Raw genomic sequence first — 15,388 nt, forward strand, 5'->3', positions numbered from 1 at the left:
GCCCGAAAGGTGCTGCCCGAACGGAGAAAGGTGCCGCCCGAAAGGTGCTGCCCGAACGGAGGTCGCGCCTAACTGCGCTCCCACCCGCGCCCCCACCCGTTCGGGCTGAGGTATCGAAGCCCTCCACCACGGGCTGAGGCTTCGATACCTCAGCCCGAACGGAGAGGGGTGCAGCCCGAACGGAAAGGTGCAACCCGAACGGAGACAGGTGCCGCCCGAAAGGACTTTGGGAATAGCTCAGCCCCCACGGACTTTGGGAATCCCACAGCCCGCACAGACTCTGGGAAGTTGTTCCGAACCAAATTCTTTGCATGACCACAACTCGGCAGATGAGTCTTCGACCCGGCCTTAGCGGCCGCCCGTGGAAAGCACCAACACCGGTTGCTTGCCTTCCTTGACCGCGTAGCCATGCGACTCGGCGTACTTGGTCATCGCGCCTGCCGCAGCCTTGCCATCTGTCGGGGCGAGCGCGGTATTGCGGCTCGACGCATTCGGGTCGAGGGTTTGCGCCGCCCGCGTCTGCCGCGCGGCATCGCCGAAGTTGCGTTCCCACTCGGGTGCCGTAGCGCAACCGGAGAAAGTCATGGCCAATACGGCGACGATCGGAAGAATGGTTTTCATCACAGGACTCCTCGTTGATTTGCCCGATTACTTGACCTGAAACCCACCCGCAGGTGCACTGCCTGCAGCTGCCGGGGGAACCGGGGCCGCCGTCGCCGCAGGGGGCGCTTCTTCCTGCCGCCTGCCTTCGAGCTGGCCAAGAGCCTGCAGCTCCACACGTGTCGGCGGCACATAGCTGTCTGTCGGCAGCGCATAGTGCGGCGGCATCGGCTTGGCCAGGCGCGGGGTGATCACGAAGACCAGTTCAGACTTGTCGGTCTGGAACTCGGTGCTGCGGAACAAGGCGCCGACGATCGGCAACTCGCCAAGGACCGGGAACGCTTTGATGTTCGCCGTGCTGTTGTTCTTGATCAGGCCGCCGATGGCGAAGCTCTGCCCATCCATCAACTGCACCGTTGTCTTTGCGCTGCGTGACGTGAACGAGGGCAGCACCGCCAGCCCGTTGACACCAGGTGCAGAAATGCCGATGCCGTCACGATTGAGCTCGGAAACCTCCGTGGCGACTTCGAGGTTGATGCGTCCGCCATCGAGAACCGTCGGCACGAAGGCAACCGATACGCCGAACGGCTTTTCCTCCAGCGTGATGGTGCGGCCGCCGCCGCTGTTCTCCTGCGCCACCGGAATGAAGATCTTGCCGCCGGCCAGGAAGCTGCCTTTCTGCCCGCTGATCGCCATCACCGTCGGCTCGGCCAGGACCTTCACCATGCTGTCGTCCTTTTGGGCGTCCAGAGTCACCGCGATGCCGCTCACCGACTTCACGGCCGTTGCCACGCCGCTACCGCCGGTCAGGAAAGTCGCGAGCAGGTTATAGGTCCAGTCGCCCTTGCTCTTCGACCCGCTGAACTGCATGCCCAGCTTGTCAATCAGCGCCTTAGAGACCTCGGCCACCTTCACTTCGAGCATCACCTGCTGCGGCGCGGCGGTGGACAGCATGTTGACAATGCGCGGGTTGGCTCCCGCGACGCTCGCACCGGAGCCGCCGCCCGAGCCGCGCACATACGCATTGGCGAGGTCCATCACACGGATCACGGCACCGGCATCGGTGACCGAGCCGGTCAGCACGATGGAATCGAAGGCAGAGGTGACGCGCAGGTTCTTTTCTTCGGGCAGCAACTGGCCGATCACGTTTTGCAACGCACCCGTGTCCATGTTCACCACCACGTCGAAGGCCGTGCATTGGCCCGCCTTGTCGAGCAGCACCACGTTGGTCGAGCCGATGCTCTTGCCCAGCAGATAGACCTCGGTCGGGCTGAGCAGCAGCACATCGAGTTCAGCGACGCCGGGTCGCGTCTTGTCATCGGATGTGGTGCTGACGTCGGCATCGCGATCCTTGCCCTTGCTCTCGACCGGCCGAGCAGCCCGAGAGCCATCAGGGTTGCCCAGCAAGATGCGCGTGATCGGACTGACAGGCCGGATGACCGTGGACTTTCCCACGCTCACGTTCACTGCCGGCGCGATCTCCACCCGGCCGCATGGGGCCGTGGGACTCACCGAGCTGACGACAGCCGCGGCCACTGCGTTGCGCTGCGGTGCCGGCGCTGTGGCGGCCATCTTGACGCCGCCTGCAGTCTGCGGCGACGCATTGGCGGAACGGATTGACAAGCCTGCGATCATCGCCACGACGATGATTCGGATCGCAGGGACCCACACAGGGTGCAAGGGGCGGAGTTGGGTGCGCATCATGTTTCCCATCGTTGATGTGAATGTCGTGAATCTCAGAAGCACTCGTTGGACTTGACCGTGCCGCGGATCACCTCGACGCAGTTCGTGCTCTTCGGTGCCTCAGGAGCAGGTGCTGCCACGGCCGCCACGACCACTCGGGGCGCGCTGCGCCTGGGCGTCACAGCCTTGGGTGCGGACGCGGCCTGCGGCACATGCATTTCCCTGAGCATTGAGGTCTTGGTTGCGCCCTCGGTGGAGCCGGGCTTCGGGTCCACCTGATTGCGCAACACCAGCGACAGCGTGCCGACACTGCGCGCAAGGTCGAGGTTCTCGGCTTGTTCGGGCGTGACTTCAAGCGTGACGGCGTTGACCACCTTCGGCTTCGTCTCGTCGCGGCTCGCTTCCTGTGCAATGGCGAGCACGAGGATGCGTTCGAGCACGATCTTGCTGATCGATTTGTCCTGGTCGCCGCGCTTGCCGGCGTCGCTCTGCGTGTTGACCATGATGTCCACGTAATTGCCGGGCAAGGCAAACCCGGCCACGCCGATCACGTCGTTCACACGCACAGTGATTGCGCGCCGGCCCTCAGCCACCACGGCCGAGAGGCCTCCCTTGGTGCCGGCGGGTGCCAGCTTGCCCTCAAGAATCGGTTCGCCGCGTGTCAGCGATGTCTTCACGACACGGCCGTTGAGTGCAGCAAGATCGGCGTATGCCCCTGGCGGCTCGTTGCCGGCCGGCCAGGTGACCATGCGCAGCATCTCCGGCACCAGCCTCGCTCCCGTCTCCACGTCGACCGCGGCCACGGCAATCTGCCCGCTGTTTTTGGCCTGCGCATTCATCCACTTCGACGCGAACAACACCGCTGCGCCTCCGGCCAGCAAGGCCACCAGCAGCATGAACATACCTCGGGTGCTCTTCATGATGTCCTCTCCATGTTGGCAGCCGCAGCGGGAGCCAGTTGGGTTGCGAAATAGTTGTGCCAGGCCCAATGCAGCATGTCGGGGGTCAGCTCTGGCTCACGGCCGTGATAGGCGGCGTAGTCGACGATCTGGCCGACCAGGTCGCGCGGAATACAGGCGAGCAGAGGGCGGCCATGCTGCTCGTGAAGTCCCTCTACGAGGATGTCGAAAACTTCTTCGTCGCAGGGCACCTTGTACTCATCGCACACCTCTCGCAAGATGCGGCGGTAGTCATCCACCGCAACCTCGCCGACGAAGATCTTGTAGCCAATGCGCCGCAGGAAGGCCTCATCGGCCACCTCAGATGGCTGCATGTTGGTCGAGAAGAACAGCATCGTGTCGAAGGGGATGCGGAACTTGCTGCCATTGCGCAGCATCAGGTAGTCGTGCCGGTGTTCCATGGGCAAGATCCAGCGGTTGAGCAACTGGCGCGGCGTGACCAATTGGCGGCCCAGGTCATCGACGAGAAAGATCCCGTTGTTGGCCTTGAAGTGCGGTGGCGCCTGGTAATAGCCAGCGCGTGCGTCGTACACCAGATCGAGCATGTCGAGGGTCAACTCGCCGCCGGCCATCACCATCGGGCGCTCGCACAGAACCCAGCGGGCATCTGTCCGGCTGCGGCTGTCGATCGTGTGGCATGGGACGTCGGTGGCAGGCACCTCGTGGTGCACCAGCGGATCGAAGACACGGATGATCTCTCCGTCAACCTCGATTGCGTGGGGGACAGCGATGTGGCCGGTGAGCAGGCGTGCCATCTGTTCGCACAGGTAGGTTTTGCCCGCTCCCGGGGGGCCGTATAGCAAGATGGCGCGGCGCGAATTCATAGCAGCGCCGAGTTGGTCGCGTACCTCGGGGCGCACCACCACATTGGCAAAGACCTGCTCGAGTTCGCGTCGGGTGACACCCATCGAGCTGACGCTCTGTGCCTCGACCCGCGCCGCGTATGCTGCGAGCGGCACCGGCGCGGGGCCGCTGTAGAGGTTGCGAGTCAACGCCTCGGCCGCACGGTTGCGGCCTGCCAGCGTCAACTGGTACTGCACGTCGCCATCGAGCGTGCCGCGGCGGCGAACGTCGATCAGCGCTTCCTTGCGCAGATGCATGAACAAGTTGTCGATTAGCGCGGCGCTCAGCTTCAGGTGGACCGAGAGTTCATGCAGGTGGGTCAGCCCGTGCTGATGCATCACCTTCAGCGCCAGCTCGGAAATCAGCAGCAAGGGCAGGCCGGTTTCTTCGACCGTGCGAGGCGCGGCGGGCAAGTCGCTGACCTCGACATGCTGATTGCTTCCGTGAGAAGCCTGTTCGAAGGCATGGTCCACAGCAAGCGATTCGCTCGGTGTGGGACTGGAAATCACGCGCAAAGCCATGGTGTTCAAACTCCTTAATGCGTCAAGACGCGTACTACTTCAGCGGTAGTGCCGCAGGCGGTGTCATTTGGTGGTCTTCAATGATTAGGGTGCTCAATGCCACCACCCCTTCAACAGCGCTACTTCGAGGCTCGTGCCGACAGCAATCGCGAGCGCATATGGCAGTCGGCCACTCGTTCGCGCCGGCGTCGGCACTTGGGGGCCACCACCTGATGTGACGCGCACCACCACGTCGGTGACCATGAAGCGGATGTTGCTAAGGGCCTGGCGCAGTGAACGGTTCCACAGAGCCACCACCAGGGCGAGCACGCCGCCGGCGAGCATGCTCAGGAGGAACACGCCGATCATTGGCCTCGGTCCGAACCAGACACCGACCATTCCGAGCAGCTTCACGTCTCCAGCACCGAATGTGCGTAAAACGTAGAAAGGCATGAAGAGCGCAAGACCGGCGAGCAGGCCATACAGGCCCTGCAACGGCCCGATTGAACCCGACCACCGGGCGAAGAGACCATAACCTTCGGGCGCAAGTATCTGGAACAAGAAGCCCAGCGCGATTCCGGTCGCCACGAGTACATTCGGGATGCGCCGAGTGCGCAAATCACTGACCACAGCGACTCCAAGTACGGTCACGAGAGAAGCCATAAACAGTAGATCCAAGGCAGACATCTCTTGACCTCCGTCGCGTTCGTTACTTAACAGGCAGCAGCCGTGCCGCCGAGCGCAACTGCGACCGCGTTGAACGTGGCGCAAAGCTTGCTGCCAACCACCGTGACGGCGCCGATGATCACGATCGCAATCAGCGCCGCAATAAGACCGTATTCAATGGCCGTGACGCCATCTTCTTCACGAGCAAAGTTCTTGATGAATTGAACTAGTTTCATGATGCGTTACCTATCTGAAGCAAGAATCCGGGCGCGATTCCGATCGCCACAAGTGCGTTCGGGCTGCGCCGGGCGCGCAGGTCACTGAACACAGCGACTCCGAGTTCGGTCACGAGAGAGGCCATAGATGACCTCCGTCGCGTTCGATACTTAACAGGCAGCGGCTGTACCGCCGAGCGCAGTCGCGACCTTGTTAAAGGTCCCGCAAAGCTTGCTGCCAACTACCGTGACGGCGCCAATGATCACGATCGCGATCAGAGCCGCAATCAGACCGTATTCGATGGCCGTGACGCCATCTTCTTCACGAGCAAAGGTCTTGATGAATTGAACGAGTTTCATGATGCTTCCTCTTCGTTGAAAAACAATGCCGTTGCCGGCTTCCAAAATCAACCCGTCTCCAGGCTGAAATCCTTTACTGAACTTGCAGTGCAGCGATGACCACAGCACTCCAGTACGCATACAGCGCCTTCAACGACATGCCCGTCGCCTGGAAGGCAACGATGCACACCATGGCAATCAATGCGGCGAGCAGCGCGTACTCAATCGTGGTCACTCCGTCCTCTTCACGCACCATTCCAGCGGCGAACCGGGTGACGCTCTTGCCGTCGCTCAACATGCCGGTCCTTTCTGCTGCTTGTGTTGGGGTGCGATCCATGGTGCTTACTTTAGGTATCCGGGCCGTCGCGCACATCGTTGTTATTGCCTTGCGCCGATGGGTGCTTGCTCCCAGAGGCATAGGACAAAACGCCTACCTCCTCAAACGGACGCACGGTCATGGGCTTGATGTGCCGCAAAGACAGCGGCCACCAGCTGTGCTGCGGGCGCAGTCTTGTGCAGGCAGGCATGCGCGCCCAGACGCTGCGCCTGTGTGGCGACTCGCGGGTCCGAGAGGCTGGTCACCATGACGATCTCGCACGGAACCAGACTTCGAAGCACTGTGATCAAAGCCATGCCGTCCTCGCCGGCCAGATTGATGTCGAGCAGTACCACATGGGGCTGGCACTCTCGCGTCAGCCTCAGCGCTTCCGCTGCCGTGGCCGCCGTCCCGACACAAGTCAGGTGGGGCCACTCGACATTGATCAGGCTGCAGAGGCCTCTGCGGATGCTGGCGTGATCGTCGACGACGAGCACCTTGATCGGGCCTTCAACTGGCATCGCAACCATCCATGTTGAGTGCGGCTCGCCCCCATGGCCAGCCGATGCTCAAGAGTAGGGTTGGTCGAGGTCCTGCGCGAGGTCAGGTGTGCGGGGAGGAAATAGGAGCTTTGTACTGCCGCGAATGGGGAGGGGGCAGGCGTCTGGCGATTTTTGAGCGCGGGGCGATGGGGTGCGTGCGTAGGTCCTTGCGTCGCAGAGGAACGACTCCTCAAGTCGGACCTGATCGGCGCCGAACTTTTGGATGGCGGACGGATAGTCTCAGCCGGCCGAGATCTTCTTTTTGCTCGACGCGTTGTTATCGGCAATCCGGATGAACTCAGAACAACACCCGTTCGCCCTGAGGCATCGAAAGGCTAGTGAACCATCGTGACCGGGCTTCAATACCACCCCTTTCAAGGTCTTGTATTGGCTCCTCTCCCCCCTGGGGAGAGGTTGGGTGAGGGGCTGCGGTGATGGCAACCAATGGCTTTATTCACCGCCCACGGCCCTCACCCCAGCCGTCTCCCAGAGGAAGAGGGAGCGAAGACCGCCCCAAAAGTGGCTCCACTCGGTGCCCATGTTGTCATCGGTAGTGCTTCAGCGCGTGCCGGCTCGGCCGACAAGGTAGCGGTGGCGGTATTCATTGGTGCGCTGCCCGCAGACCTTCATTGGTAACTGGGTAAACGGCTGAACGAGGGCGTGCGCTGCGCCGGGGCTCAAGTGCGATCAGTCCGACGGCAAGTGCGATGCCGGCCAGCACGTCGACAAGGTAGTGGCCTCCGTCGATCGGGGTCGACACCAGCATTGCGAGATTGAGGGCGATGAATGCTGGCACGAGACGCGTTCCACGCATGGCATGCATGAGCAGGACCGCCGTCGCTGCGTGAAGCGATGGCATGGAGATCAGGCCCTGCATATGTTGCCCCAGCGGAATGTCGCGCATGCGACCGTCGCGCAACAAATCGAAATGGGACAAGGACAACAGATCCAGTTTTTCGGCCAGCGCATAGTGTTGCCACGTGCCGGCCGCAGGGAAGAAGCCCGACGCGACGATAGTCAGCAATGTGGCGACAATGAACAGTCGCATGAATTGGTCGAGTTGCTCGGCGCGTGCACAGAAGCCCAGGAACAGGAGCACGAAGATCAATTGCATCATTCCGCTCTGATAAGCGAAACTGAGCATTGTTTGTATGTTTGGATGGTTCGCAATCCATGCCTGCAGCGCCAGCCAGTCAAAGCCCAAGGCACGATCCCAGGCCGCCAGCGTCGCGTCGACCAGCGCAGCGTTCGTTCCGACGACCAAGTAGCTCAGGGTTGCCCCTGCGGCCTGGAACATGATGAGCAATGCTGCAGCCCGCAGCGTGGTGTAAAGACGCAGATCGCGGCGATAGCGGCCGATTGCCAGCGGTGCAAGGAAGGCCGCCCCTGCAATCGCGGCCACGACGACTCCGCGCCAGGGCAGCGACCATTCGGTGAGCAGCAACCACACGGCATCCAGGATGATCACGCTCCACGTGAGCGTCCATGCCAGGTTGTGCCGGCCAAGGACCTCGAGTGCGGCCTGCAAGAAGCGCGGTGTTCGTGTGTTGTGCATGCAACGAGCTCGATGGGAACGTGTGTTCGATTGCGTCGCCGAATGCGCGGCCATGCGCACAGCGGCTCTGGTAGGAGTTTCAATCTGGGACGCAGCCGCGGTCATGGGAGGAAGTGCGAGCGCGCGTGGGAGTTTTGTCCCCCCTAATCGGTCGAATGTCTTGCGTCGTGGGCCGGGGTGAGAGTTAACCCGTATGCATGGATGGTGGAACACCAGAGCCACGATGAAGAGGTGACCGTGCACGCAACCAAAGGGGGAGAAATCTCCTGCCGTCGACAGGAGCAAACGCTCTCGCTTCGGGCCATCGTGCTCCGTAGCATTTCTCTGAAGCCATTTTCAAACGGAGTCCGAGCATGCAAATGAAAGCACGGACATGTCGTGGCTTGCGAAAGCGCCGGACGACGTGGCTGGTGCTGCAGTCGACCACGGCATACGTCGGTAGCTTTTTCCCTCCCGAACTGGGACAAAGTGCTGATGCAGTCGCAATCGCAGCGAAGCAGAGTAAAGCACCAACGATGAGCCTGAATAAAGGGCGCCTCTTCCACTTCCTTGCAAGGTGATTCACATGCTCAATCGCGTACCCGTCAAACAGCGCGGCGCCGTCCTTCCACTGGTTGGTCTGACACTGTTCGTTCTGTTGGGCTTCGGCGGTCTGGTCATCGATGCGGGCGGCATGTTCGTCGCCAAGACAGAGCTCCAATCTGCGCTCGACAGTTGCAGCCTGGCGGCGGCTCAGGAGCTGGACGGCGCGCCTGACGCTCTCACCCGCGCCACCAATGCGGGTCGAACGGCCGGCAATGCGAACAAGGTTCAGTATCAAGCAGCATCGGCCGGAATCACGGATGCTGATGTGAATTTTAACGACGTGCTCCCTGGCATCTACAGCAAGACAATTCCACCGAGCAGTGCTCGATATGCGAAGTGCACCCACAAGATAGACGGGATTACCAACTACCTGATCCAGATGGTCGGTGGCTCAACAACTAATTCTGTGGGGGCTGTCGCGGTGGCGACGCGCTCCCACGCGCAAAGCACCTGCCCAATTCCCGTTGGTCTGAGATCAAGGCCTGGGGGCACCTCACCGAACTACGGCTATCTGACGGGCGAATGGGTCGCAATGCTCTATGACCCGACCAAAACCGACCCCTCGGAAATGGGTTGGTACAACCTGGACGGCTCGACGAGCGCTAGCGAAACCAAGAAGGAAATGGCCGGCACTGGATATTGCGGAACCAGGATCGGCGACACGCTGGGCACGCCCGGCGCGAAAGTCAGTCTCGACGACGAATGGAATGCTCGATTCGGCATTTACAAGAACAATGGCGATGCCGCCACCAGTGGCATGAGGCCCGACTATTCGGGCTACGCTTACACATCAACCAATTGGAAGAATGCTGTGCCGCAGAACGCCTTTGCAGGCACCCCAGCGGTTGGGTCGGCTTTGACCGCAGCAAACTTCAAGCTCAAGCGTCAGGCCTATGCGAGCTACGGTGATACCACCACCGTAGTCAAAGACGGCGACAACATGACCGGCCTGAACATGAAGGGCGGGTACAAAGACCTTGCAAGCCCCGGCGTTGGCGGGCAGCACCAATCGCTGGGTGAAAGCAAACGCATCGTTCTCGTACCCATACTTTCGGCGGCATCCCAAGTCATCGACTATGCATGCATGCTGATGCTGCAGCCGATCAGTGGCCCCACGACCACCATCCAACTCGAGTTCCTCGGCAATGCCGGCAACTCCAGCAGCCCCTGCAGCACAAATGGGCTGGTGGGCGGAACCGCTGGCCCGCTGGTCCCTGCCTTGGTGCAATAGGAGCGCATGTCATGAAATACAAGCAACGCGGCGTCGCGGCGGTTGAGCTGGCACTGATACTGCCTTTGCTCTTGGCAATCTGTTTTGCAACGACCGAGTTCGGGCGAGCGATCTATACGTACAACACGCTTGCGAAGTCGACACGCGATGCATCGCGCTACCTTTCTACGCAGGCGTCAGGGAACGCGACCGCTCAGGGCAAGGCGAGGAATCTGGTGGTTTACGGCAACCCTGCTGGCACAGGCTCGTCTTTGATGCCGGGGCTGACTACTGCCATGGTGGATATCTGCGATCCGGCGGACCTCCCTAGATGCGCGTCCAACTACAGCCAGGGCAGCCTTCCTGTCATCGATACCGTCACGGTCACCATCAAGGGCTATCAGTTCAACCCGGTGATCGACCTCTTGATATTCACACGCATGTATACCGGGGGATCGGGTGCGACGACCTCAATCACCTTCGGCGACATCAGCGTAACCATGCGCAAACAATCATGAAAAGCAACCAACGGGGTGTGGCCATCGTCGAGTTCGCGCTGATAGCGATCGTGTTCTTCACGGTGCTGTTGGGCATCATGGACTTTGGCCGTCTTTTGTTCACCTGGAACTCTGCGGCTGAAGCTACGCGAGTGGGTGCCCGGGTGTCCGTGGTCTGCGACAAGGGCGCTTCCCGGGTCCTCGCAGAAATGCAAAAGTTCATACCTATCACTGGTGCAAATCTGCAAGTCGACTGGTACGACGGGAGTGGAAATATCAGCGCCTCTTGCGACAGCACGAGTTGTGCCGGCGTGGCGGTGAGCGTCAAGGGTCTGACGATCACACCGATCTCGCCAGTGGGTTGGATCGGCTTTTCAGCGCTGACTGTTCCCGATTTTTCGACGTATCTGCCGCGGGAAATCATGGGGCAGGATCCGGGCAGCAACACGGTCTGCAGCTGACCGGCTGTCTGCTGGCGGGGTGTATCCGCCGGCCCCTGCGATACCAGCGCCTCGCCGTCGTGCGCGTGCGCCATCCCACCTCTCCGTTCGTCCCGCGCTTCCGCCACTCCGCCACCTCCCCGTTCGGGTTGACCCTTCGATACCTCAGGGCAGGATACGCCTGCGCCGTATCGAAGCCTCCCTCGTGTCCGGTCAATCACAGGTATCGAAGGCCCAGCTCCTCCTGATCGGGCCTCGACAGAATGAGCGGAAATCGGTCAATGCGGCGAAGGGCTTCGATACCTCAGTCTGAACGGGTTGGGGTTGGGGTTGGGATTGGGAGAGCACCTCAGCCGGTGCAGAGGCGCTGTAGGGCTTGATCGGGCGTGACGATGGGAATGCCCTCGAAGGCTCGAGGCGCGACCAAGTCGTCACCGCCCCACAACCCCGTCAACCACAACCCGGTTTGTGAAAGATCGCTGCGCCCTACGGCAAAGCGCAGGGCGCTGATTGCTTCAGTGCGAACGCATGCTCTGGTGCAAGCAGAGGATATTTCCTTCGGTATCGGTGAGCCAGGCGCACTTTTCGTCGCTGGTGGAGAAGACATGGTTCACCGTCTTCAGGTCGGGCAGGTCATAGTCCTCGAACTTCACGCCGCGTCGCTCGAGATCATTGATCTCGGAGTCGAGGTTGACCACCTCGAAGCTCATCGCGGTGTGCTCCGACTGTTTGCGATCGGACCGAAGAATGAGGGCCACGGTGCCGCCATCGCCAGCGTGCATCCAGAATGATCCATCGGCATGTTCGCCATCGGGGACGAGTCCGAGTTTGTCTATATAAAACTGCCGCGCCCGGTCCATTTTCACAACCGGAAGAATCGTGGTGATGTGGGAATTCGTCAGCATGAATGGCTCCTTTTGATGCAACAAACGGGACGGTCGAACTGCGCGGATCCAACCGCTGCGAGTGGCGCCGAAGCACGGCGAGGCGGACAGGCCATCCCGCCGGTCGATCTGCCTGATTGGTATATAGGCGACGCGGCAACCGCAATCAATGGACGCTTACACGGTGCACCCTTCGACAGGGTGTTGGTTCGCACCGAATCCTGACAACGGCTGCTCTGAAACGTGCTGGCATCCAAACTCTTCCGAGTGATTCGGCCTGTTCAAGTCAGATCAGCACTTCGTCGTCACCAAGCTCGAGATGGCATGACGCAAGAGCGCGCGGCTCGGCGCGAGAACCAAAACTGGATGACGATCCAATGAATCAAAAACGATGCGACCGTCGTCTCTGTCAATCAAGCAGCAGACCCGGCATAGGAACCCAGCGCGCCCCATGCCGACGGCAAGCCGGCGGGTCGCATGGGCGCAGCCGGCGGATTCGCGAGGCCTTGCTCGATTGCATAGGCATAGAGGTTGAGTTTGCCCTGAACGCCAAGCTTGCTGTAGATGACGGTGAGGTGGTTGCGCAAGGTGTGTGCGCTCATTCCGAGGGCGTCGGCGACAACCAGGCCTTTCGCGCCCCGGTGCTGCACCATCGCCTTGACAACTTCTCGCTCTTTCGCGGTGAGCGAGTCATGGCGGCGGGATAGTTCTTCAGCGAGTGCGCCGCGCTTTGATGTGATGCCCGGGATGCCGCCAAGCAAGGTCGACATCAGCGACCCGTCTAGCCAGACCTCGCCCGCATGCACGCGCTCGATTGCCCGCAGTACGTTTTCGGTGGGGTCAGACTTGAGCACGATGCCGCGTGCACCACGCATCACGGCATCGCGATGTTTCGCTGGGTTGGTTTCGCCCGTCAGCACCAGCACCTTCACGCCGGCATCGTTGACGAGTCCCGGCACGCAATCGAGGGCATTGGCGTCGCGCAGGCTCAGGTCGAGCAGCACGACATCGGTTTGCGCGAGTGCAGGGTGCGTCACCAGTTCATTGCAGGTGGTGGCCGTGCCCACCACTTCCATCGAAGGGCCGGCGCTTTCTATGAGTTGGCGCAAGCCCCACAGCATCACGCCGTGATCATCGGCAAGCATGACGCGGATCGGCCTCGTGACAGCTTGTGCGTTCGGCAGACCGATGTTGGAAAGGTGATTCATCCAATGGCTCCCATGATGGGCAAGGTGATGGTGATCTCGGTAAAGTTTGCCTCGTGGCTCACCGTGACGGTACCCCCGAACTCGGTGGCACGCTCGGTGAGAGAACTTGGCAAGAAGTCAGGAGGCGTGGGTTTTCCCGCGCCATGATCGTTGCGCAGGCGCAGAACAACATCGTTCTGATGCACGTCGAACAAAATCGTGACGGCACTGGCTGACGTGTGCCGGCGAACATTGGTCAGCGCTTCATTGACCATGTGCAAGACGGCCCTCGCAGCCGATCCGCGAAGATGCGGGGCCCGCGGCGCGAAGATGTGCACCTTCAAGCCATAAAGGGCTTCGAATCTTGCCACTTGCCGCTGCAGCGCCACCAACGATGCACTATCGCTATTGGGATCGTCACCACTGCGCAAGCCGCTGACGACGTCGCGAAGAGTGCCCAATTCCTGAGTGGTCAATTCCAGCAGCTCGCGGACATTCGATGCGATGGGGTTGTGCGGGCCGGCTTTTCTGGCCAAGGCCTCGAGGCCGTATTTCAAGCCAAGATAGGGCTGTACGGCACTGTCGTGCAAGTCACGCCCAATGCGCTCGCGTTCTCGCGATGCTGTCTCGCGCTGAAGCTGCTCGAGCAGGTCGCTGCGCTCCAGCAAGGGCAGCGTCTCGCGCATCACGTCATGCAGCCACCGAAGGTCGGCGGGAACAAATGCCGGACTATCTCGACGCAAACAGAGATAGCCCAGCGGCTGGCCATAGCTCATCAAGGGCAGGGCAATCGTCTGCGGAACATTGGCGTGAAGAGCCAGCATTGCAACGTCGCTCAGTTTGTCCCGAGTGCCCGAGTTCAGATTGAATGCGGCGATGTCTTTGTCTCTGCCATTTGTTGTGCAAATGCAGCCCAGGTCACGAGGCAGAACTGCAATGCGCTCGCGCCACGTCAATTCCTCTGCTTCAGTGAGATCTTGGCCGTGATTGTCGGGACGCCACTGGAAGATGCGAGGCTGTGGCCCCTGAAGGCTGATCGTGGCCTCGGTCAAATGAAAATGGTCGGCAAGCAGCTCGAGCAGCACGTCGACCTGATGGCGCAAGCCCTGACGTGGATCGGACCGTGCGTTGAATTGGTCGAGCAATTGCATCCGCTGGCGCAGTTCGCGGCTCGGGCGCGCGATGAGCGCGGTGGCTGGACCAAACGCCAGCATCACGATGGGTGCGATGAGGGGCAATGACGGCAGCTCGCCGACGTTGGACTGCCAACGCGCCAGAAATAGCATGGCTGCTGCGCTGGCCGCTGCCAATGCGGTGGCCTGTGCTGCCCCGCCGATCAGTGCCAACGCCACGACCGGCAACATGGTCAAGGCGCTGAGCAAGGGGCCGGATTGGGGCAATAACCATGAAGCCAGCAGCAGCGTCGCCGCGTCGACCCACGGCCACAGTTTCGATGCCGCGTGAGACCACCCGCCCAGGGTCTTCCATAACAAGATGGCGACCCAAACGACATACGGTGTCAACAGCAAAGGGGGATGTCGCAACTGGATGTCGGATTGCACCAGGAGGCCAAAGGCTCCTAGCAAAACCAGCAGTGCACGCATGCCGGCAACGGATCGCAGGAACGCGAATTCCGAAGGAACAAAGCCCGGATTGCGCGTGCCAAATACCGCGCTTTCAGCTGGCGTGGCCAGCTTGCGCTGTGTTTGATCCGACGCCGGAATCGACTCGGCAACCGGTCCGTATAGCACTGCACCCTGTGATCTTGTTGATTTCATTTATTGCTTTGTAGCAGGTGCTTGTCGTTCTGTGGGGGCGCCGTTCGCGGTGTTCGGCCATTCCGGAAGTTTTCACCCCACGACTCGCGGCTTCTCGTGAATTGTTGACGGAGAGATGACGGATCGATAACCATGGAAAGTTGGCTCCTGGGTCAGGGTTGGGTTTGGGCTGACAGTTTTTTGTCGCTCGAGATCGCGACTACTGCTGCAAAGAAGTCCCTTTCGGCTTGATTCTTCGATGCCTCAGGACATGGCCGCGCTTCGCGATCGAAGGGCTATTGCAGGCGTGGTGAGGGGGCTTCGATACGCCGCAGGCGCACCCTGCCCTGAGGTATCGAAGGGTCAGCCTGAACGGAGGGTGTCTCGACGAAATGTTCTCGGGTGGCATCCATGGACAGTTGTCGCTTGAAGCTGCTGCTGCTGCTGCTGCTGCTGCAAATAGCCGTTCGCCCTGATCCTTCGATACCTCAGGACTGGGTCGCTTCGCGATCGAAGGGCTTTGGTGGCGTCGTGAAGGGGCTTCGATACGCCGCAGGCGTACCCTGCCCTGAGGTATCGAAGGGTCAGCCTGAACGGGGGGTGTCTCGAC

At 60.9% G+C, this 15,388-nt stretch carries 17 protein-coding genes; 4 read left to right on the top strand and 13 right to left on the bottom strand.

Going from position 1 to position 15,388, the window contains the following annotated elements:
• Positions 1-348: 348 nt before the first annotated feature.
• From AC30NL_RS06875 to AC30NL_RS06920, 10 genes are all read right to left on the bottom strand, one after another.
• Entirely contained in the window at positions 349-621 is a 273-nt protein-coding gene (locus AC30NL_RS06875) for a hypothetical protein (RefSeq protein ID WP_489463265.1), read from the bottom strand.
• A gap of 27 nt (positions 622-648) precedes the next feature.
• Positions 649-2,301: a type II and III secretion system protein family protein gene (locus AC30NL_RS06880; protein ID WP_489463266.1), complete on the bottom strand. Its 1,653-nt coding sequence runs from the start codon at positions 2,299-2,301 to the stop codon at positions 649-651.
• Positions 2,302-2,336: 35 nt separating this feature from the next.
• Positions 2,337-3,203: a Flp pilus assembly protein CpaB gene (cpaB, locus tag AC30NL_RS06885; protein ID WP_489463267.1), complete on the bottom strand. Its 867-nt coding sequence runs from the start codon at positions 3,201-3,203 to the stop codon at positions 2,337-2,339.
• Complete coding sequence (locus AC30NL_RS06890; RefSeq protein WP_489463268.1) at positions 3,200-4,606, bottom strand: DUF8689 domain-containing protein; 1,407 nt, start codon at positions 4,604-4,606, stop codon at positions 3,200-3,202. Before AC30NL_RS06890 ends, cpaB begins: the two co-directional genes overlap by 4 nt.
• Positions 4,607-4,699: 93 nt before the next feature.
• Positions 4,700-5,236: an A24 family peptidase gene (locus AC30NL_RS06895; RefSeq protein WP_489463269.1), complete on the bottom strand. Its 537-nt coding sequence runs from the start codon at positions 5,234-5,236 to the stop codon at positions 4,700-4,702.
• A gap of 62 nt (positions 5,237-5,298) precedes the next feature.
• Positions 5,299-5,487: a Flp family type IVb pilin gene (locus tag AC30NL_RS06900; protein ID WP_489463270.1), complete on the bottom strand. Its 189-nt coding sequence runs from the start codon at positions 5,485-5,487 to the stop codon at positions 5,299-5,301.
• A 150-nt stretch (positions 5,488-5,637) separates the two neighbouring features.
• Positions 5,638-5,826 (bottom strand): Flp family type IVb pilin, encoded by a 189-nt coding sequence (locus tag AC30NL_RS06905; protein ID WP_489463271.1) that lies wholly within the window; start codon positions 5,824-5,826, stop codon positions 5,638-5,640.
• A 73-nt stretch (positions 5,827-5,899) separates the two neighbouring features.
• Positions 5,900-6,142, bottom strand: coding sequence for a Flp family type IVb pilin (locus tag AC30NL_RS06910; RefSeq protein WP_489463272.1), 243 nt, complete (start codon positions 6,140-6,142; stop codon positions 5,900-5,902).
• 101 nt (positions 6,143-6,243) lie between these two features.
• Positions 6,244-6,642, bottom strand: coding sequence for a response regulator (locus AC30NL_RS06915; RefSeq protein ID WP_489463273.1), 399 nt, complete (start codon positions 6,640-6,642; stop codon positions 6,244-6,246).
• A 622-nt stretch (positions 6,643-7,264) separates the two neighbouring features.
• Positions 7,265-8,218 (bottom strand): phosphatase PAP2 family protein, encoded by a 954-nt coding sequence (locus AC30NL_RS06920; protein ID WP_489463274.1) that lies wholly within the window; start codon positions 8,216-8,218, stop codon positions 7,265-7,267.
• A 565-nt stretch (positions 8,219-8,783) separates the two neighbouring features.
• Between AC30NL_RS06920 and AC30NL_RS06925 the strand changes: the two genes are divergently transcribed.
• From AC30NL_RS06925 to AC30NL_RS06935, 3 genes are read left to right on the top strand one after another with little or no spacing between them, the layout of a single operon-like run.
• Positions 8,784-10,034 carry a pilus assembly protein TadG-related protein gene (locus AC30NL_RS06925; protein ID WP_489463275.1) on the top strand — a complete coding sequence of 417 codons (1,251 nt, stop codon included), beginning with the start codon at positions 8,784-8,786 and terminating at the stop codon, positions 10,032-10,034.
• Between the two features lie 11 nt (positions 10,035-10,045).
• A complete protein-coding gene (locus AC30NL_RS06930; protein WP_489463276.1) occupies positions 10,046-10,531 on the top strand; it encodes a TadE/TadG family type IV pilus assembly protein in 486 nt (161 codons plus the stop codon).
• The gene (locus AC30NL_RS06935; protein WP_489463277.1) at positions 10,528-10,971 is read left to right on the top strand and encodes a TadE/TadG family type IV pilus assembly protein; all 444 of its coding nucleotides are present in this window, start codon (positions 10,528-10,530) and stop codon (positions 10,969-10,971) included. Before AC30NL_RS06930 ends, AC30NL_RS06935 begins: the two co-directional genes overlap by 4 nt.
• Before the next feature lie 494 nt (positions 10,972-11,465).
• On the opposite strand, the gene AC30NL_RS06940 is transcribed toward AC30NL_RS06935, so the two are convergent.
• From AC30NL_RS06940 to AC30NL_RS06950, 3 genes are all read right to left on the bottom strand, one after another.
• Positions 11,466-11,855 carry a VOC family protein gene (locus tag AC30NL_RS06940; protein ID WP_489463278.1) on the bottom strand — a complete coding sequence of 130 codons (390 nt, stop codon included), beginning with the start codon at positions 11,853-11,855 and terminating at the stop codon, positions 11,466-11,468.
• A 392-nt stretch (positions 11,856-12,247) separates the two neighbouring features.
• Positions 12,248-13,042 carry a response regulator gene (locus tag AC30NL_RS06945; protein WP_489463279.1) on the bottom strand — a complete coding sequence of 265 codons (795 nt, stop codon included), beginning with the start codon at positions 13,040-13,042 and terminating at the stop codon, positions 12,248-12,250.
• Positions 13,039-14,799, bottom strand: a complete 1,761-nt coding sequence (locus tag AC30NL_RS06950) for a sensor histidine kinase (protein ID WP_489463280.1) — start codon at positions 14,797-14,799, stop codon at positions 13,039-13,041. The genes AC30NL_RS06945 and AC30NL_RS06950 overlap by 4 nt, the downstream gene beginning before the upstream one ends.
• 390 nt (positions 14,800-15,189) lie before the next feature.
• Here AC30NL_RS06950 and AC30NL_RS06955 point away from each other — a divergent pair.
• The coding region (locus AC30NL_RS06955) for a hypothetical protein (RefSeq protein ID WP_489463281.1) at positions 15,190-15,388 on the top strand (199 nt) is incomplete at its 3' end.

Source organism: Rhizobacter sp., assembly GCA_021153565.1.
Classification (GTDB): Bacteria; Pseudomonadota; Gammaproteobacteria; order Burkholderiales; family Burkholderiaceae_C; genus Albitalea.